We start from the raw sequence: 16,869 nt of genomic DNA, 5'->3' as shown, positions 1-16,869 counted from the left end.
CTACGGATATTCGATTCCGTTCAGCGGAAAACTGGAGGGTGTGGGATGGGTCAGCAGGAGAAGGTGGCGACGAGTCTCGCGGGCGGCGTCGGCGAGGAGATCAGTGCCTCCCTCGCGCCGGTCGACGCGGAGCTGGAGCGCCGCTACCCCGGAGACCCGGGCACCCGCCAGCCCGTCCACACCGTCTATGTCCCCGGTGACGTCTTCGCCGCCGACACGATCCGCTCCTGGGGCGACCAGGCGCTCGCCGCCCTCGACGAACACGCCCCCGACGCCGCGTCCTTCGCCGCCGTCCTCGGCCTCGCCGACGACCTCGCCGAGCCCGTGTACAGCCGTGTACGCGCCAAGCTGGAGCGCGAGCCGATCGAGGACCTCCGCGTCGACTTCGAGGACGGCTACGGCAACCGCACGGACGCCGAGGAGGACGAGTCCGCCGCCCGCGCGGCCCGGCTGATCTCCGAGGCGTACGAACAGGGCACGGCGGCCCCGTACATGGGCATCCGCATGAAGTGCATGGAGGCCCCGGTGCGGGCCCGCGGCATCCGCACGCTCGACGTCTTCCTCAGCGGCCTGACGGAGGCCGGCGGCCTGCCCGACGGGCTCGTCCTCACCCTGCCGAAGGTGACCTACCCCGAGCAGGTCACCGCCATGGTGCGGCTCCTGGAGGCGTTCGAGAAGGCACGCGGCCTGGAGCCCGGCCGGATCGGCTTCGAGATCCAGATCGAGACCAGCCAGTCCATCCTGGCGGCCGACGGCACCGCCGCCGTCGCCCGCATGATCCAGGCCGCCGAGGGCCGCGCCACCGGACTGCACTACGGCACCTTCGACTACAGCGCCTGCCTCGGCGTCTCCGCCGCGTACCAGGCCAGCGACCACCCGGCCGCCGACCACGCCAAGGCGGTCATGCAGGTAGCCGCCGCGGGCACCGGCGTACGCGTCTCGGACGGCTCCACCAACGTCCTGCCGGTCGGCCCCACCGAGAAGGTCCACGACGCCTGGCGCCTGCATTTCGGCCTCACCCGCCGCGCCCTCGCCCGCGCCTACTACCAGGGCTGGGACATGCACCCCGGCCACATCCCGACCCGGTACGCGGCCGTCTTCGCCTTCTACCGCGAGGGCTTCGAGCAGGCCGCCGCCCGCCTCGCCCGCTACGCCAACCGCACCGGCGGCGACGTCATGGACGAGCCCGCCACGGCGAAGGCCCTCAGCGGCTACCTGCTGCGCGGCCTGGACTGCGGCGCCCTCGACATCGGCGAGGTCGCCCGGCTGACCGGCCTGACCCGCGCCGACCTGGAGGGCTTCTCGTCCCCGCGGCGCGGTGACCTCACGGCATCGGCGCAGTAGGCGGCGGCTGGGTGCGGGGGAGGGGCTCGCCGGTCCGGCCGGAACGTACGTACCGCTCGAGGCCGGACGCCGTCACCCGTTTCTCCTCGGCGAACAACCGCGTCCCCCGCGCGCACAGCCGCCGGTCGGCCCGCGCCCGCGCGCAGAACTCCTCGGGTGTCACCCCGAACAGCTGCCGCAGCCGGGCCGACCCCCGGAGCAACTCGGTGATCAGGACGCGCTGGTCGCCCGGATGCCGGCGTGGTGCTCCGGTGCCGTCGTGCAGCACGCCGTGGCGGTTGACGTAGGCGTACGCGCCGCGCAGCACGGTGCCGTCCCCGTCCGCCGGCTCGACGCGTACGTCGGGCGCGGGGAGCCAGACGCGGTCGAAGTTGCCGGAGGCCATCGGCACGCCCTCGCTCGCGTCGATCACGGCCAGTTGCTCCGCGTCGAGCCACAGCACGAACAGCTCCCGTACGACGCCCGGGGCGCCCACCGGTGAGGCGGACACGTAACCCATGCGGCTCACGTGGGCGGACACACCGATGTCGACGCCGGTGACCCGCGTCCTGACCATCGGGATCGGCGAGTCGATCCCGAACTCGGCCATCTTGTGCCGCAGCTGGCCCGGGCTGGCGTTGGAGCCGATGGCCAGCACGGGAACACGGCCGTCCGGGTGCTCGCGGACCGGCCGGTCCAGGGGCAGCAGCCGGTCCCCGTCCAGGAGCCCCGACTCCCGGGGCCACGCGCCCGGGTACAGCAGCGGTTCCTCCCGGGGCACGCCGGCCAGGCCGAGCGCCCGCAGCGTCCGGTCCCCGCCGGGCGGACGCGCGGACCGCGGGCCCTCGCCGGCCGGCTGCTGCGACACGATGGGCATCCTCCAGATCGTGGCCGCGACAGTCGCGGTGGTGGGTCGTGGCTGTGACAGTCGTCGTGGTCGTGCGTCGTGGCTGTGGCACTCGCCGTGGGCGCGGTCGTGGTCGTGGCTGTTGCCGTGGCTTCGGCAGTGCGGCGGCTTGTGGCTGCGGTGCCCGGCTCGCGCCGACCGCCTCCGGCCGGTCGCGGGGCCGAGACGGGGGCCGTCGAAGCGCCCGGTCCGCTCAGTCCGCCGGTGGCAGCTCGCCCGAGCCCCGCGTGACCAGCCTGGTCGGCAGTTCGATGCGGTCGGGCGCGATCAGGGTGCCGTCCAATTGCCTGAAGAGCCGCTCGGCGGCGGTGCGGCCGAGGGCCGCCGCGTCCTGGGCGACCACGGTGACGCCCGGCTGGAGCAGGTCGGCCAGCTCGATGTCGTCGAAGCCGACCAGGGCGACACCGCGTGCGTGCTCGGCCAGGACCCGGATCACGGTGACCGTCACGCGGTTGTTGCCGGTGAAGATCGCGGTGACCGGGTGCGGGTCGGCGAGCATCCCCTCGGCCGCCCGGCGTACCCGCACGGGGTCGGTGACGCCCAGGGACATCCAGGAGTCCTTCACCGGTATGCCGGCGTCCTCCATGGCGGCCCGGTAGCCGCGCAGCCGCTCGGCGGCGGTGTGGATGCGGGGCATGTCGCCGATGAAGCCGATCCTGCGGTGTCCGTGCGCGATGAGGTGCGCCACGCCGTCGCGGGCGCCGCCGAAGTTGTCGGACACCACCACGTCGGCGTCGATCTGCCCCGCCGGACGGTCCACGAACACCGTGGCGACGCCGGCCTTGAGCTCCGGCTCCAGATACCGGTGGTCGTCCCCGGCGGGGATGACCACCAGCCCGTCCACGCGCCGCGCGCACAGCGCCAGCACCAGCTCCTGCTCGCGGTCCGGGTCCTCCGCGCTGGACCCGTTGATCAGCAGGGCGCCGTGGGCGCGGGCCACCTCCTCCACGGCACGGCTGAGCGGCCCGTAGAAGGGGTCGGCCAGATCCTCCAGGACCAGGCCGATGCTGGCGGTACGGCCCTTGCGGAGCACCCGCGCGCTGTCGTTGCGGCGGAAGCCGAGCGCGTCGATCGCCTCCTGGACGCGGCGCTCGGTCTCCGGGGTGACGCCCGGCTCGCCGTTGACCACCCGGGAGACGGTCTTGAGACCGACCCCGGCCCGGGCGGCGACGTCCTTCATGGTCGGGCGATTGCCGTAACGGTTCCCGGGGAGGCGGTCTGCGCGGCGGGTCGCGTCGGGCACGATGCGGTGTCCTGTCCTGTCGTCCACGGGAGTGCGTCGGCTCCTGTCGTCCACGGGGGCTGTGTCGGTCGTGCGTTTGTATGAGGATGTGGCGTCGAGCATAGAGCCTGGACAACGTTGTCAGATGCGGGAGACACTGTCCAACGCACTCTCCGGCCCCCGTCCCCACCGTGGGGCCGGTCCGCTGTGCGCTCTTGTGTTCGTCCTTTTGCCTTTTTCGGTCCGACGGGGAGATCCGACTCTTATGCACACCGACCTCGTGGCAGCGCTGGACATCGGCGGCACCAAGATCGCCGGGGCGCTGGTGGACGGCCATGGCCGCATCCAGGCGCGCGCGCAGCGGGCCACGCCCGCCCGGGAGGACGGCGACACCGTGATGCGGGCCGTCGAGGCGGTGCTCGGGGAGCTGACCGCGTCGCCGCTGTGGGGGCGGGTGGCGGCCGTCGGCATCGGCAGCGCCGGGCCGGTGGACGCCTCCGCCGGCACGGTCAGCCCGGTGAACGTGCCCGGCTGGCGCGACTACCCGCTCGTCCGGCGGGTCCGCGCCGCCGCGGGTGACCTGCCCGTCGAGCTGATCGGCGACGGCGTCGCCATCACGGCGGCCGAACACTGGCAGGGCGCCGCCCGAGGCCACGACAACGCGCTGTGCATGGTGGTCTCGACGGGTGTCGGCGGCGGGCTGGTCCTGGGCGGCCGGCTGCACCCCGGCCCGACCGGCAACGCCGGCCACATCGGCCACATCAGCGTGGACCTGGACGGCGACCCGTGCCCGTGCGGCGCGCGCGGCTGCGTGGAGCGCATAGCGAGCGGCCCCAACATCGCGCGGCGCGCCCTCGACGCGGGCTGGCGCCCCGGCCCGGACGGCGACCCCTCCGCCGCCGCGGTGGCCGCCGCCGCCCGCCTGGGCGACCCCGTCGCCGTGGCGTCCTTCGAACGGGCCGCGCAGGCACTGGCCGCCGGCATCGCCGCCACCGCGACCCTCGTCGAGATCGACATCGCCGTGGTCGGCGGGGGCGTCGGCAAGGCGGGCGACGTGCTCTTCGCCCCCCTGCGCAAGGCCCTGACCGACTACGCGACCCTGTCCTTCGTGCGGCGCCTGGCGGTCGTGCCCGCCCAGATGGGCACGGACGCCGGGCTGGTGGGGGCGGCCGCGGCGGCGCTCACGAGGGCGGGGGACGCGACCCCGGCGCGGGTCTGAGCCCAGCGAGCTGCGGGGCTCCGAGCGTGGGATCCGCAGGTGGAAGCCTGGTAGACAGAGTCCGCGGGTGAACGGTCCGGCGAACCTGCGTTCGGTGGGGTGAGTCCGGCGGGCTTGGGCCGGCAGGCGAGAGCCAAACCGGGCAGGGGCCCACGGCAGGAGCGTGCGGGGGCGCTTCCGGTGCCCGCACGCCCCCGCCCGTGACCCCGGCGCCGTGGTGCAGTTGAAGCAGGCATGAAGAAGCGCAGCATGCTCGCCATCGCGTCCCTCGCCACCGGCTTCGTCGTCGCGGCCGTCAGCCCGTCCCACGCGGTCCCGGGCGACCTTCCGCTCAACCTCGACGTGGAGGACACCGTCAGCACCGTCCAGGACACCGTCGCCGTCGACAGCCTGGACGTGGACGAAGACAGCCTCGGGCAGCTGGGCTGACGCGCACCGCCCGAATCGCACCACCCGGACCACGCGGCGCCGGTGTCCCTCCCAGGGGCGCCGGCGCCGCTGTCTCGTGCCCTCAACTGGGCCTGGTTTCCGTGGCAGGGTGTAGCGGGCAAGCCACAGGGGGCCAACAGAAGAGGGGGACCTGTGACCGTCGTCTGGATCAACGGCGCGTTCGGTGCGGGGAAGACCACCACCGCACGGGAACTGATCGAACTGATCCCGAACAGCACGCTCTTCGACCCCGAGGTCATCGGCGGCGCACTCGCACAGCTGCTGCCGCCCAAACGCCTCGCCGAGGCCGGCGACTTCCAGGATCTGCCGATCTGGCGCCGCCTCGTGACCGACACCGCGGCCGCGATGCTGGCCGAGCTCGGTGGGACCCTCGTGGTTCCCATGACCCTGCTGCGGCAGGAGTACCGCGACGAGATCTTCGGCGGCCTCGCCGCTCGCCGGATCGCGGTCCGGCATGTCCTGCTCGCTCCGGCCGAAACGATCCTGCGGAAGCGGATAGCGGGCCGCGAGATACCGGAGGACATGCCGGACGGCGAGATACGCGTTCGGCAGTGGTCGTACGACCACATCGAGCCCTACCGTGCCGCCCTCGCCTCCTGGCTGACCGGCGACGCCCACCCGATCGACACCGGCGCGCTCTCCCCGTACGAGGCCGCCGCCCGGATCGCCGAGGCCGTCGGCACCGGCGCCGTGCCGGCCTGCGACATCGTGCAGACGCCCGAGCCCACCGCCGAGACCGTCGCCGCCGGCGTCCTGCTCTTCGACGAGCAGGACCGGGTGCTGCTCGTCGATCCCACCTACAAGCCCGGCTGGGAGTTCCCCGGCGGCGTCGTCGAACCCGGCGAGGCTCCCGCCCGTGCCGGGATGCGCGAGGTCGCCGAGGAGACCGGGATCCGCCTCGACGACGTACCCGGCCTGCTGGTCGTCGACTGGGAATCGCCCGTGCCCCCCGGCTACGGCGGGCTGCGGCTGCTCTTCGACGGCGGCCGGCTCGACTCCGCCGACGCCGCCGGCGTGCTGCTCCCCGGCCCCGAACTGCGCGACTGGCGCTTCGTCACCGAGGACGAGGCCGCCGGCCTGCTGCCCCCGGTCCGCTACGAGCGGCTGCGCTGGGCCCTGCGGGCCCGGGAACGCGGGGCGGCACTGTACCTGGAGGCGGGCACTCCGGTGGGCTGAGGTCAGCCGGCCGCCCCGTAGGTCCGCGCCGATGCCCGGAGTACCTCACCCGCCCCGCCGGCCACCGGATCGCCGTGACCGAAGCAGGCCACCTCCGTGTCGAGGCCGGCCAGCCGCCCGAAGGAGCCGACGGCCCGGTCCCGGTCGACGTTGAACACACCGAGCAGCACGCCGCCGTCGACCGGCGACGCGGCGACGGCGTCCCCCGTGAACAGCACGCCGTGCCGCGCGAGATGCAGCCCGATGCTCCCGTCCGTGTGACCCGGGGCGTGGACGACCCGCGCCCCGCCGCCGAAGTCCAGGACATCGCCGTCCGACACCTCGGTCACCCGCGCCGGCCGGTCGAACCCGCCCTGCGGCAGTCGCCGGACGGCGTCCGCGTGCAGCGGGCGCTCCCAGTCCTCGAACTCGGGCGGCAGGCCCGGCACCTCACCCCGCACCACCGGCGCCTCCAGGGCGTGGGTCACCACCTCGGCTCCGGTGAGCGCGGCGACCTCCTGCGCCCCGCCGGCGTGGTCCTCGTGGAAGTGGCTGAGGACGACCCGCCGTACGCGCCCGAAGGATCCGGCCAACGCGGCGATGCGGGCCCCGGACCCGGCCGGCCCGGCGTCGATCAGTGTCAGGTCGTCGCCGTCACGCCAGAGGTAGGCCTGGCCGACCGGGAAGCGCAGCAGATGCAGGCGGGGGAGGAGCTGGATGACGTCCATGGCAGGACCGTAGGCAGCGCCCCGCCGGATGACGAGGCTCCTCTGCCGACGGCAGAACCGGAGCGTGCCGCGTGCAGCCGCCTGCGGGCTTCAGCTCGCCGCGTAGTTGCGCAGGAACAGCGCCTCCGCGACCGACAGCCGCTCCAACTCCTCGGGGGACACGCTCTCGTTCACGGCGTGGATCTGTGCTTCGGGCTCGCTCAGGCCGATGAGCAGGATCTCCGCCCGCGGGTACAGCGCGGCCAGGGTGTTGCACAGCGGGATGGAGCCGCCCTGACCGGCGTACTGCATCTCCTCGCCCGGGTACGCCACCGCCATCGCGTCCGCCATGGCCTGGTACGCCGGGCTGGAGGTGTCGGCTCGGAACGCCTGCCCCTGGCCGATCTGCTCGACGCCGACCCGGGCACCCCAGGGCGTATGCGCCTCCACGTGGGCCTGGAACAGCTTGGTGGCCTCGGCGGCGTCCACGCCCGGCGGCACCCGCAGGCTCACCAGTGCGCGGGCTCCCGCCTGCACCGACGGGGTGGCGCCGACGACCGGCGGGCAGTCGATGCCGAGCACCGTGACGGCGGGCCGTGCCCAGATCCGGTCGGCGACCGAACCGGACCCGATCAGCCCCACGCCGTCCAGGACCCGGGCGTCCCGGCGGAACTGCTCCTCGTCGTAGACCAGGCCCTGCCACTCGCTGTCCGCCGCCAGTCCGTCGACGGTCGTCGAACCGTCCTCGGCGCGCAGCGAGTCCAGTACGCGGATCAGGGCGGCCAGCGCGTCGGGCGCCGCGCCGCCGAACTGGCCCGAGTGCAGGTTGCCCTCGAGCGTGTCGACCTTCACGCGGACCAGGGTCATGCCGCGCAGCGTCGAGGTGACCGTCGGCAGACCGACCCGGAAGTTGCCCGCGTCGCCGATGACGATCGTGTCGGCGGCCAGCAGCTCCGGGTGCGCCTCGGCGTACCGCTCCAGGCCGCCCGTGCCCTGCTCCTCCGAACCCTCGGCGATCACCTTGACGTGCACCGGCACGCCACCGTTCGCCTTCAGCGCGCGCAACGCGAGCAGGTGCATCAGCACCCCGCCCTTGCAGTCGGCCGCTCCTCGCCCGTACCAGCGGCCGTCGCGCTCGGTCAGCTCGAACGGCGGAGTGGCCCAGCCGGCCTCGTCCAGCGGCGGCTGCACGTCGTAGTGGGCGTAGAGCAGCACCGTCTTGGCGCCCTCCGGGCCGGGCAGGTACCCGTACACCGACTGCGTGCCGTCCGGCGTGTCGAGCAGGTCCACGTCCTGGAAGCCCTCGGCGCGCAGCGCGGCCGCGATCCAGTTGGCCGCGCCCACGCTCTCGCTGCGCGGGAACTGGTCGAAGTCCGCCACCGATTTGAAGGCCACCAGCGCGGTGAGCTCCTCCTTCGCCCTGGGCATCAGGGAGGAGACGGTCTCGGCGACCGGATTCGACGACATGGGCACGCTCCTTGTGGGTGCGACGTTGTACCAGGCGTACTGGCAGTACCAGTACTACTGGCGGTACCAGGCGTACTGGCGGTACCAGGACTACTGGGAGTACTGGGATTGGTAGGCCCGATCCTCCCACAGTGGCCTGCGGCGATGCCCGCCGTAGGATGCGGGGGTCAGGTGCGGCATGCGGTTTGTTGGGAGCAGTAGACCATCGTGAGCAGCGAGAACTCTTCGGCGGACGACGCGCGTCAGGTCTGGGACGTCGTCGTGGTGGGCGCGGGACCCGCGGGGGCCTCGGCCGCCTACGCGGCGGCGGTCGCGGGGCGGCGCGTGCTGTTGCTGGAGAAGGCGGACCTGCCCCGCTACAAAACGTGCGGCGGCGGCATCATCGGTCCCTCGCGCGACACTCTTCCGCCCGGCTTCGAACTGCCCTTCCGGGACCGTGTGCACGCGGTGACGTTCTCGAACAACGGGCGGTTCACCCGGACCCGGCGCTCCCGGCAGATGCTGTTCGGGCTGATCAACCGGCCCGAGTTCGACCAGCAACTCGTCGAGCACGCCCAGAAGGCGGGCGCCGAGCTGCGCACCGGGGCGACGGTGTCGCGGGTGGAGCAGCACGGCTCGGCGGTGCCGGACCGGCGCACGGTCGCCGTCGTCCTCCAGGGCGGCGAGACGGTGCTGGCGCGGGCCGTCGTCGGCGCGGACGGCAGCGCCAGCCGGATAGGGGCCCATGTCGGGGTGAAGCTCGACCAGGTCGATCTCGGCCTGGAGGCGGAGATCCCGGTGCCGGACACGGTGGCCGAGGACTGGAAGGGACGGGTCCTCATCGACTGGGGGCCCATGCCCGGCAGTTACGGCTGGGTCTTCCCCAAGGGCGACACGCTGACCGTGGGCGTGATCTCGGCGCGTGGCGAGGGTGCGGCGACCAAGCGGTACCTGGAGGACTTCGTCGGCCGGCTCGGCCTCGCCGGCTTCGAACCGAGCATTTCCTCCGGCCACCTGACCCGCTGTCGTGCCGACGACTCACCGCTGTCGCGCGGCCGGGTCCTGGTGTGCGGGGACGCCGCGGGGCTCCTGGAGCCGTGGACGCGGGAGGGAATCTCCTTCGCGCTGCGGTCCGGACGGCTCGCGGGGGAGTGGGCGGTGCGGATCTCGGAGGCGCACGACGCGGTGGACGCGCGCAAGCAGGCCCTCAACTACGCCTTCGCGATCAAGGCCGGGCTGGGTGTGGAGATGAGCGTCGGCAAGCGGATGCTGGCGGTGTTCGAACGCCGGCCGGGGCTCTTCCACGCGGCCCTGACCGGCTTCCGTCCGGCCTGGAAGGCGTTCAGGGACATCACACAGGGCTCGACCTCGCTGGGCGAGCTGGTCCGCAGCCACCCGCTGGCACAGCGGGCGCTGGCGGCGATAGACCGACGGCCCGCGGGAACCGGGGACGCGGCCGGAGCGCCGGGCACCGCGAGCCCCGCCGGTGACGAGGTCACTTCCTGATCTCGATCCGGAACACCGGGTGGTCGGGTGCGACACGGCGCAGCTCCGTCTCGGGGGAGTCGGGGCCGACGCCGTTGAAGAACACCCCGACCTCCGCCTTCCAGCGTCTGAGGTAGGCGCGTAGGAGCGGCGGCTTCTCGTCGTCGCCGACCTCGGTGGCGGTGAACGCTTCCACATGCTTGCCGAGGCGCAGTTCGCCGCCGCCGGCCGCGCGCATGTTGTGGGTCCACTGGACGTGGCCGCGCGGGGCGACCAGGTACTGCCGACCGTCGACGGTCAGCAGGTTGACCGGTGTGGTGCGCCACTGGCCGCTCTTGCGGCCGCGCACGGCGAGGACACGGGACCCCCAGACGCTGAGGCCGCGTCGGGTCAGCCAGGCCACGGTGCGGTTGAGGACGTTCACGGTGAGCCAGCCGGGCTTCTGGACGTGCGTGGACATGGGATCCCCAAGGGTTGCTCGATGGAGTGATGAGAGCGGTGCTCGCACTTGTGAGCACTGCTCTCATCGACCTGCCCCCGGAGACGGTGACGGTGTTCGTGGCCGCCTGGGCCGAGTTGTTCGGGCTCGTCGGCTTCGAGGTGTTCGGGCAGTTCAACCGGGTGGTGGAGGACCGGGAGACGTTCTTCCGCCACGCGGCGGAGCGGCTCGCCCACAGGGTGGGCCTGGTCTTCCCGTAGCGGGGCACGACAGGTGGCTCGGACGGCCCGACGGGGAGACCGTACTTCGCAGGGAGTAGGTGTGATCACCACGGGCGGGTGACGCCCTCCGAGGAGCGCGGCGTCTAGCGTGGCGGTCATGGACGGACAGCGTGAGCACGGGAGCGGGCCGCCGCAGTGGTGGCGGCACGGGCCTCCGTGGTGGAACCAGCGGGGCGAGGAGGAGCGCCGCGTCCGGTGGCCCTGGCCCTCCACCCTGCTGATCACGGCGTTCGTGCTGGTCGGCTCCAACTTCGCGGCCCACTCCCAGGAGGGGGAGCGGGTCGCGCTGGACCCCTTCGCGCGCGTACTGCTGTTTCTGACGGGTGCGGCCCTGCTGTGGCGGCGCCGGTATCCGGTGCCCGTGGTGTTCGGTACGGCGGCCACCAGCCTGCTCTACCTCTTCGTCGGGTACCCGTACGGGCCGGTGTTCGTGGCCGTCGCGGTGGCCTGCTTCAGCGCGGTCGTCGCGGGGCACCGCAGGGCCGCGTGGGCGGCGATGGTGACGATGTGGGCCGGGCTGGCCCTGCTGACGCACTGGCTCTACCAGTGGCTGCCACCGTCCGGGGACTCGGCCGCGTCCTGGGGCCAGGAGATCGTGATCGCCACCTGGGTGGTGGCCATCGTGGCGCTGTCGGAGCTGACCCGGGCCCGGCGGGAGCAGTGGGCGCGGGAGCGGGCGGAACGGGCTCAGGCGGCTGAGCGGCGCGCGGACGAGGAGCGGCTGCGGATCGCCCGCGAACTGCACGACGTCCTCGCCCACAGCATCTCCGTCATCAATGTGCAGGCCGGCGTCGGTCTCGCCCTGCTCGACAGCGATCGTGAGCAGGCCCGCACCGCGCTCACCACCATCAAGGCCAAGAGCAAGGAGGCGCTCGGCGAGGTACGCCAGGTCCTCGACACCCTCCGCACCCCCGGAGACGCGCCCCGCGCGCCGGCCCCCGGGCTGGACCGGCTGCCCGAACTGGTCGAGCAGGCCGCGAGCGCGGGCCTCACCGTGGAGGTCGACGGGAGGCTGCCGCGGCTGTCGCCGGGTGCCGACCTGGCCGCTTTCCGCATCGTCCAGGAGGCGCTCACCAACGTCGTACGGCACTCGGGTTCGCGGCACGCGCGGGTGCGTCTCGGCCGGGACGGCGGAACGCTGCGGCTGCGCGTCGACGACGACGGTCCCGCGACCGGCGCCGAGGCGGGCGGCAGCGGCAACGGGCTGGCCGGAATGCGGGAGCGGGCGGCGGCGCTGGGTGGCACCATCGAGGCGGGCCCGCGATCCGACGGCGGCTTCCGGGTGCTCGCGGTGCTGCCGATCGACGTGAAGCACGTCAACGACGTCAACGACGTCAACGACGTCAACGACGTCAACGACGTCAACGACGTCAACGACGTCAACGACGTCAACGACGTCAACGACGTCAAGGATGTGAAGGACGCCGAGGACGGCAAGGACGGCAGCAAGGACGTCAACGGCGTCAAGGGCGCCTCGGGCACCAAGGACGCCAAGGGCATGAAAGAGGAGGACCGGTGATCCGCGTACTGCTCGCCGACGACCAGTCACTGGTCCGGGCCGGCTTCCGGGCCCTGCTGGACGCACAACCGGACATCGAAGTGGCGGGTGAGGCGGCCGACGGCGAGGAGGCGGTGCGCGCGATCCGCGAACTGCGCCCGGACGTCGTCCTGATGGACATCCGCATGCCCCTCCTCGACGGTCTGGCGGCGACCCGCCGGATCACCGGGGACGCCGGACTGCGGGACGTGAAGGTCGTCATGCTCACCACGTTCGAACTCGACGAGTACGTCTTCGAGGCGATCCGCTCCGGTGCCTCCGGCTTCCTGGTCAAGGACACCGAGCCCGAGGAACTCCTGCGCGCCGTGCGGGCCGTGGTCGACGGCGACGCGCTGCTCTCACCCGGGGTGACGCGCCGTCTGATCGCCGAGTTCGCGGCCCGTTCCAAGGAGCCCGCGGCGGCCGCGGAACTGGCCCGGCTGACCGAGCGGGAGCGGGAGGTGATGGCGCTGGTCGGCATCGGCCTGTCCAACGAGGAGATCGCCCGCCGTCTGGTCGTCAGCCCGCTCACCGCCAAGACCCACGTCAGCCGCACGATGGTGAAACTGGGCGCCCGCGACCGTGCCCAACTGGTCGTGATGGCCTACGAGTCGGGTTTGGTGCGGCCGGGCTGGCTGGGCTGATCGCCTCGCGCGAACCGGAGCAGCACGCTCACCACACGGACGAGGAACACCACGACGGCCAGCACCGTACCGGAACCGACGAGCACGCCCCGCGCGCCGGACGGCAGGCCGAAGAGATATGCCGGCCCCGCCACGGCCCCGAACAGCACGGTCGCGGCGAACGCCGCGCTGCACAGCGCGTATCCGATCTCGACCGTGATCGCGTCCCGCTCGCCCTGCGTACGCCGTCCCCCTTGGATGTTCATGTCGGCAATCCTCCCAGAACCGCGCCGGTTCCTCGGTGGGACGCCGACCGTGACCACACGGCACCGGTGCGCACATGACGCCCACCGGTGTGGTGGCGCTGTCCGGCTCGGTGTCAGGTCACGCCCGACTTCTCACGCCACAGGGCGGCGAGTGATGCGTCGCCGGTCACCTCCGGGAACGGGAGGCGGTTCCACAGCGCCGGGTAGAGCCGGGCGGCGGGTCCGGCCAGCTCGCAGTCGATGCCGCCGACGCCCTCGATGCCTCCGGGGGGCCCGGCGTCGCCGCGCTCGGTCTCCGGTGGCCGTGTCGACAGCCGTACGGTCCACACGGCACCGGGCGCGTCCGTCACCCGCACCCGCAGCGTGCGGGGCTCCTCGGTGCGGACCGCGCTCTTCGGGCGGGCGTGGAAGGCGCACAGCAGCTCGTCGATGCCGTCCACCGCGAAGTCCGTGCCGATGCCGGTGTGGCCGCCGCCCCTGGCCGTCTCGGCGTCGATCCGGTGCACGGCCGTCTCGTGCGCCTGGCGACGGGCCCAGAACGCCAGGGGCGACGGCGCGGGCAGGAAGTGCCAGCAGCGCACGTCGGGAGAGGCGTCGGCGAGGGTGCCGACGAGCCGGCGGTGCCCCTCCCGGAACCAGGCCAGGAGCGCGGTGCCGTCGAGGTCGGGCAGGCCACCGTCGGGCCGGGGGCCGGAGTGCCCCTCGGCGACGAACGCCGCCGCCCAGCGATGCACCTTCCCCGTGTGCCGCAGCAGGTCACGCACCTGCCAGCCGGGGCAGGTCGGCACCTTGGCGTCCGTACCCGCCGCCTCGGCGGCCGCGGCCAGCAACGCACCCTCGTGGTCCAGGACTTCGACGAACGCGGCGGTCTCCATGGCAGCGAGTGTGCCGGATGGAGCGGGCTCGAAGGGAGTCCCGGAGCGGCGGAGTCCGGGAGCCCCGGAGCGGCGTCGCGGCGGACCGGCTCAGAGCGGCGGACCGGCTCAGGCGGGGACGGACTCCAGGTCGGGATGCCCGAAGGAGGTTGGCTCACCGCAGCCTGTCTGCCCGGCCGCGTCGCCGCAGTCGGCGGGAGACCGGGCGTGGTCGATGGCACGCATGTCGACGAGAGCGAGGCGGTGGGCGGCAACGCCGAACTGCCGAGGTCGATCAAGCGATGGCCGACCGCTCGACGCGGCCGGACACGGCGGAAACGGTGTCCCGTGCTGATCGAAGCGTCCTGTGCTGATCGAAGAGTCCCGTGCTGATCAGCCGGAAACCGCCGCGCGCCGGGTCGCGACCGCGACGAGCACCGCCACCGCCGCGAGCGCCGCCACGCTGGTGAGCGCGGCGGGCAGGGAGAACCAGTCGGCCATGAAGCCGATCGCGGGCGGTCCGAGCAGCATGCCGCCGTAGCCGAGGGTGGACGCGGTGGCGACGCCGGTGGGGCCGCCCAGGGCACCGGCGCGTTCGACGGCCACCGGGAAGATGTTGGCGAGCCCGAGTCCGGTGATCGCGAAGCCGAACAGCGCCGCCCAGACGGACGGGGCGAGCGAGCCGAGCAGCATGCCGGCCACGGCGGTCGTGCCGCCGGCCACCACGGTGGTCGTCCGGCCGAGGCGCTCCAGTAGCGTCGTGCCGGTCAGCCGGCCGACGGTCATGGCCAGCGCGAAGCAGGAGTAGCCCGCCGCCGCCATGCCCGGTGAGGCGTCGAGGTCCTGCTCCAGGTGCAGGGCGCCCCAGTCGGCCATGGCGCCCTCGCCGTAGGCCGTGCACAGGGCGATCAGGCCGAAGGTGACGACGAGGCGGCGGGTGCGGCGGTCGAGCCGGCGCGGGGTGCCGTCGGCCGGGTCGGTCCGGACGGTGCGGTTCGGCGGCACGGCGGGTTCGCAGCGCAGCAGTGCGCGGCCCGCGACCAGGGTGACGAGCAGTCCGATCAGGGTGAGGGAGAGCAGGTGCCGTACCGGCGACAGCGACCCGGCGACGAGTCCGCCCAGCCCGGCACCGATCATGCCGCCCAGGCTGAAAGCCGCGTGGAAACTGGGCATGATCGGGCGGCGCAGTACGGCCACCAGGTCGACGGCGGCGCTGTTGAAGGCGACGTTGATCCCGCCGTACGCGCTTCCGAACACCAGCAGTACGGCGCCGAGGGCGAGTGCGGAATGGGTGAGTGGAGGCAGGGCGATGCTGAGGCAGAGCAGGACCGCGCAGGCGACGGTGACGGGATGGCTGCCGTAGCGGCGGCACAGGCGTCCGGTGAGCGTCATGGTGACGACGGCGCCCGCCGAGACGCCGAGCAGGGCCAGCCCCAGGGCGCTGGCGGAGGCGCCGGTCTGCTCCTTGATGGCGGGGATCCGTACGACCCAGCCGGCGAATATGAAGCCGTCGAGGGCGAAGAATGCGGTCAGGGCGATGCGGAGGCGGGTGAGGTTGTCGCCGGGGCCCGGCACGGCGTTGTGCGATCGGGTTTTGTTTATTTGCGGCACAAAGTCAGGCTAAAGGCGGGACGAGGCAGGGGCAAGGGCGTCCCGGCCGGGCGCGGTCACGCGCCCCAGGGCGTCGCATACGCTCGACAGCACCATGAAGAACAACCTCACCCCCCTGGAGCCGAAGGCCGACAAGGCCACGGTCAGACGGCACAACCTCAGCCTCGTCCTGAGGGCCGTGTACGACGCGGGGGAGGCGACCCGGGCCGGTATCGCCACGCATGTCGGACTGACCCGCGCAGCGGTGTCGTCCTTGGTCGAGCAGTTGCTGGAGTACGGCTTCGTCTCCGAGTGGGGCAAGACCAGCAGCGGTCAGGCGGGGCGGCCCGGCACCGTACTGAAGGTCTCCCGGTCGGGCCCGGCGGGCCTCGGTGTCGAGATCAACATCGACTACGTCACCGTGTGCGTCGTCGACCTCGCGGGCACCGACCGGGTCCGGCTCGTGGAGCACTTCGACAACCGCGGGGTCCAGCCCTCCGAGGTGCTGGCCCGCGCGGCCCGGCTGGCGGCCCGCGCCATCGGTTCGGCGGCCGAGCAGGACCTCGTCCCGGCCGGCGTCCACGTCGCCCTGCCGGGCCTGGTGACCGGCGGCACCGTACGCCAGGCCCCCAACCTGGGGTGGCAACGGGTCGCCGTCGAGGGGCTGTTCGCCCAGGCGCTCCTCGCTCTGCGTCCCGCCCACCGCCCCCTGCCGGTCAGCTCCGACAACGAGGCCAACGCCGCCGCCCTCGCCGAGCTGTGGTTCGGCGCGGGCACCGAGGGCGTGCGCAGCTTCCTGTACCTGACCGGCGAGATCGGCATCGGCGGCGCCCTGGTGCTGGGCGGCGAGCTGCTGCGCGGCGCGCACGGCTTCGCCGGGGAGATCGGGCACATGGTCGTCGACCCGGAAGGGCCGCTGTGCCGGTGCGGTGCGCACGGCTGCCTGGAGCAGTACGCCGGGCAGGCAGCGCTGCTGGGGGCCGCGGGCATCGACCCGGGCGCGGGCGTGCAGGGCGTCGCCGAACTCGAACGCCGCGCCCGGCGGGGCGACCCTGCCGCTCTGTCGGCGATCGAGCGCACCGGGCGGCAACTGGGCGTCGTGGTGTCGGGAGCGGTGAACCTCTTCGACCCCGACGCGGTGATGCTCGGCGGTGTCTACCGCGAGCTGATGGACTGGCTGGCCCCCGCCGTCGACCGCGAACTCGCCCTCCGTGTCGTCTCAGGGCTGTGGAGCGAGGGCGGGAAGCGGCTGCGCGCGTCGTCCTCACTCGGTGACGCGGCCCGTGGGGCGGCCGGCGTCATCGTCCGCGAGGTGCTGGCCGACCCTGCGGCGTGCGCCGAGCGCGAACAGAGCTGACGTGGGGG

The 16,869-nt window shown here is 73.3% G+C and carries 16 protein-coding genes and 1 pseudogene; 9 read left to right on the top strand and 8 right to left on the bottom strand.

Going from position 1 to position 16,869, the window contains the following annotated elements; all coding sequences use genetic code 11:
- Positions 1 to 45 precede the first annotated feature (45 nt).
- Positions 46 to 1,344 carry a DUF6986 family protein gene (locus ACZ4V1_RS08750; RefSeq protein WP_468331502.1) on the top strand — a complete coding sequence of 433 codons (1,299 nt, stop codon included), beginning with the start codon at positions 46 to 48 and terminating at the stop codon, positions 1,342 to 1,344.
- Here ACZ4V1_RS08750 and ACZ4V1_RS08745 read toward each other — a convergent pair.
- Both ACZ4V1_RS08745 and ACZ4V1_RS08740 read right to left on the bottom strand, forming a co-directional pair.
- Positions 1,325 to 2,200 (bottom strand): hypothetical protein, encoded by an 876-nt coding sequence (locus ACZ4V1_RS08745; RefSeq protein WP_468331498.1) that lies wholly within the window; start codon positions 2,198 to 2,200, stop codon positions 1,325 to 1,327. The genes ACZ4V1_RS08750 and ACZ4V1_RS08745 overlap by 20 nt on opposite strands.
- A gap of 223 nt (positions 2,201 to 2,423) precedes the next feature.
- Positions 2,424 to 3,500, bottom strand: coding sequence for a LacI family DNA-binding transcriptional regulator (locus ACZ4V1_RS08740; RefSeq protein WP_468331495.1), 1,077 nt, complete (start codon positions 3,498 to 3,500; stop codon positions 2,424 to 2,426).
- Between the two features lie 217 nt (positions 3,501 to 3,717).
- Here ACZ4V1_RS08740 and ACZ4V1_RS08735 point away from each other — a divergent pair, with 217 nt between their 5' ends.
- The 3 genes from ACZ4V1_RS08735 to ACZ4V1_RS08725 all read left to right on the top strand — a co-directional run bounded on the left by ACZ4V1_RS08735 (position 3,718) and on the right by ACZ4V1_RS08725 (position 6,297).
- On the top strand, positions 3,718 to 4,671 hold the full coding sequence (locus ACZ4V1_RS08735; RefSeq protein ID WP_468331492.1) for an ROK family protein: 954 nt from the start codon (positions 3,718 to 3,720) through the stop codon (positions 4,669 to 4,671).
- A 234-nt stretch (positions 4,672 to 4,905) separates the two neighbouring features.
- On the top strand, positions 4,906 to 5,100 hold the full coding sequence (locus tag ACZ4V1_RS08730) for a hypothetical protein (RefSeq protein WP_468331489.1): 195 nt from the start codon (positions 4,906 to 4,908) through the stop codon (positions 5,098 to 5,100).
- Positions 5,101 to 5,253: 153 nt separating this feature from the next.
- On the top strand, positions 5,254 to 6,297 hold the full coding sequence (locus tag ACZ4V1_RS08725) for an NUDIX hydrolase (RefSeq protein WP_468331486.1): 1,044 nt from the start codon (positions 5,254 to 5,256) through the stop codon (positions 6,295 to 6,297).
- 2 nt (positions 6,298 to 6,299) lie between these two features.
- On the opposite strand, the gene ACZ4V1_RS08720 is transcribed toward ACZ4V1_RS08725, so the two are convergent.
- Both ACZ4V1_RS08720 and ACZ4V1_RS08715 read right to left on the bottom strand, forming a co-directional pair.
- On the bottom strand, positions 6,300 to 7,004 hold the full coding sequence (locus ACZ4V1_RS08720) for an MBL fold metallo-hydrolase (RefSeq protein WP_468331483.1): 705 nt from the start codon (positions 7,002 to 7,004) through the stop codon (positions 6,300 to 6,302).
- A gap of 90 nt (positions 7,005 to 7,094) precedes the next feature.
- Entirely contained in the window at positions 7,095 to 8,450 is a 1,356-nt protein-coding gene (locus tag ACZ4V1_RS08715) for a M20/M25/M40 family metallo-hydrolase (protein WP_468331480.1), read from the bottom strand.
- Between the two features lie 207 nt (positions 8,451 to 8,657).
- On the opposite strand from ACZ4V1_RS08715, the gene ACZ4V1_RS08710 reads away from it, so the two are divergent.
- Entirely contained in the window at positions 8,658 to 9,935 is a 1,278-nt protein-coding gene (locus ACZ4V1_RS08710; protein ID WP_468331478.1) for a geranylgeranyl reductase family protein, read from the top strand.
- Here ACZ4V1_RS08710 and ACZ4V1_RS08705 read toward each other — a convergent pair.
- Complete coding sequence (locus ACZ4V1_RS08705) at positions 9,925 to 10,374, bottom strand: nitroreductase family deazaflavin-dependent oxidoreductase (RefSeq protein ID WP_468331475.1); 450 nt, start codon at positions 10,372 to 10,374, stop codon at positions 9,925 to 9,927. The genes ACZ4V1_RS08710 and ACZ4V1_RS08705 overlap by 11 nt on opposite strands.
- Positions 10,375 to 10,442: 68 nt before the next feature.
- On the opposite strand from ACZ4V1_RS08705, the pseudogene ACZ4V1_RS08700 reads away from it, so the two are divergent.
- The 3 genes and pseudogenes from ACZ4V1_RS08700 to ACZ4V1_RS08690 form a co-directional block, all read left to right on the top strand.
- A pseudogene (locus ACZ4V1_RS08700) lies at positions 10,443 to 10,613 on the top strand (TetR-like C-terminal domain-containing protein); the annotation flags it as partial.
- A gap of 118 nt (positions 10,614 to 10,731) precedes the next feature.
- Entirely contained in the window at positions 10,732 to 12,153 is a 1,422-nt protein-coding gene (locus ACZ4V1_RS08695) for a sensor histidine kinase (protein WP_468331472.1), read from the top strand.
- Positions 12,150 to 12,815, top strand: coding sequence for a response regulator (locus tag ACZ4V1_RS08690; protein WP_468331469.1), 666 nt, complete (start codon positions 12,150 to 12,152; stop codon positions 12,813 to 12,815). The genes ACZ4V1_RS08695 and ACZ4V1_RS08690 overlap by 4 nt, the downstream gene beginning before the upstream one ends.
- On the opposite strand, the gene ACZ4V1_RS08685 is transcribed toward ACZ4V1_RS08690, so the two are convergent.
- From ACZ4V1_RS08685 to ACZ4V1_RS08675, 3 genes are all read right to left on the bottom strand, one after another.
- Positions 12,776 to 13,060: a DUF6332 family protein gene (locus ACZ4V1_RS08685; protein WP_468331467.1), complete on the bottom strand. Its 285-nt coding sequence runs from the start codon at positions 13,058 to 13,060 to the stop codon at positions 12,776 to 12,778. The two genes, ACZ4V1_RS08690 and ACZ4V1_RS08685, sit on opposite strands and share 40 nt — an antisense overlap.
- Before the next feature lie 113 nt (positions 13,061 to 13,173).
- Positions 13,174 to 13,935 carry a maleylpyruvate isomerase family mycothiol-dependent enzyme gene (locus tag ACZ4V1_RS08680; RefSeq protein ID WP_468331464.1) on the bottom strand — a complete coding sequence of 254 codons (762 nt, stop codon included), beginning with the start codon at positions 13,933 to 13,935 and terminating at the stop codon, positions 13,174 to 13,176.
- Between the two features lie 372 nt (positions 13,936 to 14,307).
- The gene (locus tag ACZ4V1_RS08675; RefSeq protein WP_468332312.1) at positions 14,308 to 15,489 is read right to left on the bottom strand and encodes an MFS transporter; all 1,182 of its coding nucleotides are present in this window, start codon (positions 15,487 to 15,489) and stop codon (positions 14,308 to 14,310) included.
- Positions 15,490 to 15,619: 130 nt separating this feature from the next.
- Between ACZ4V1_RS08675 and ACZ4V1_RS08670 the strand changes: the two genes are divergently transcribed.
- Positions 15,620 to 16,861 carry an ROK family protein gene (locus tag ACZ4V1_RS08670; RefSeq protein ID WP_468331461.1) on the top strand — a complete coding sequence of 414 codons (1,242 nt, stop codon included), beginning with the start codon at positions 15,620 to 15,622 and terminating at the stop codon, positions 16,859 to 16,861.
- The last annotated feature ends 8 nt before the right edge of the window (positions 16,862 to 16,869 follow it).

The sequence above is a fragment of the Streptomyces sp. NPDC028991 genome (assembly GCF_055564775.1).
The sequence above is the reverse complement of the archived record's forward strand: the minus strand, read 5'-3'. Positions and strand labels throughout refer to the sequence as shown.

What these genes read in the sequence shown, in the direction of transcription:
- ACZ4V1_RS08705 (WP_468331475.1), bottom strand. Translation starts at nt 10,374, where the DNA reads ATGTCCACGCACGTCCAGAAGCCCGGCTGGCTCACCGTGAACGTCCTC.
- ACZ4V1_RS08720 (WP_468331483.1), bottom strand. Translation starts at nt 7,004, where the DNA reads ATGGACGTCATCCAGCTCCTCCCCCGCCTGCATCTGCTGCGCTTCCCG.
- ACZ4V1_RS08745 (WP_468331498.1), bottom strand. Translation starts at nt 2,200, where the DNA reads ATGCCCATCGTGTCGCAGCAGCCGGCCGGCGAGGGCCCGCGGTCCGCG.
- ACZ4V1_RS08680 (WP_468331464.1), bottom strand. Translation starts at nt 13,935, where the DNA reads ATGGAGACCGCCGCGTTCGTCGAAGTCCTGGACCACGAGGGTGCGTTG.
- ACZ4V1_RS08670 (WP_468331461.1), top strand. Translation starts at nt 15,620, where the DNA reads ATGAAGAACAACCTCACCCCCCTGGAGCCGAAGGCCGACAAGGCCACG.
- ACZ4V1_RS08750 (WP_468331502.1), top strand. Translation starts at nt 46, where the DNA reads ATGGGTCAGCAGGAGAAGGTGGCGACGAGTCTCGCGGGCGGCGTCGGC.
- ACZ4V1_RS08730 (WP_468331489.1), top strand. Translation starts at nt 4,906, where the DNA reads ATGAAGAAGCGCAGCATGCTCGCCATCGCGTCCCTCGCCACCGGCTTC.
- ACZ4V1_RS08695 (WP_468331472.1), top strand. Translation starts at nt 10,732, where the DNA reads ATGGACGGACAGCGTGAGCACGGGAGCGGGCCGCCGCAGTGGTGGCGG.
- ACZ4V1_RS08715 (WP_468331480.1), bottom strand. Translation starts at nt 8,450, where the DNA reads ATGTCGTCGAATCCGGTCGCCGAGACCGTCTCCTCCCTGATGCCCAGG.
- ACZ4V1_RS08735 (WP_468331492.1), top strand. Translation starts at nt 3,718, where the DNA reads ATGCACACCGACCTCGTGGCAGCGCTGGACATCGGCGGCACCAAGATC.
- ACZ4V1_RS08685 (WP_468331467.1), bottom strand. Translation starts at nt 13,060, where the DNA reads ATGAACATCCAAGGGGGACGGCGTACGCAGGGCGAGCGGGACGCGATC.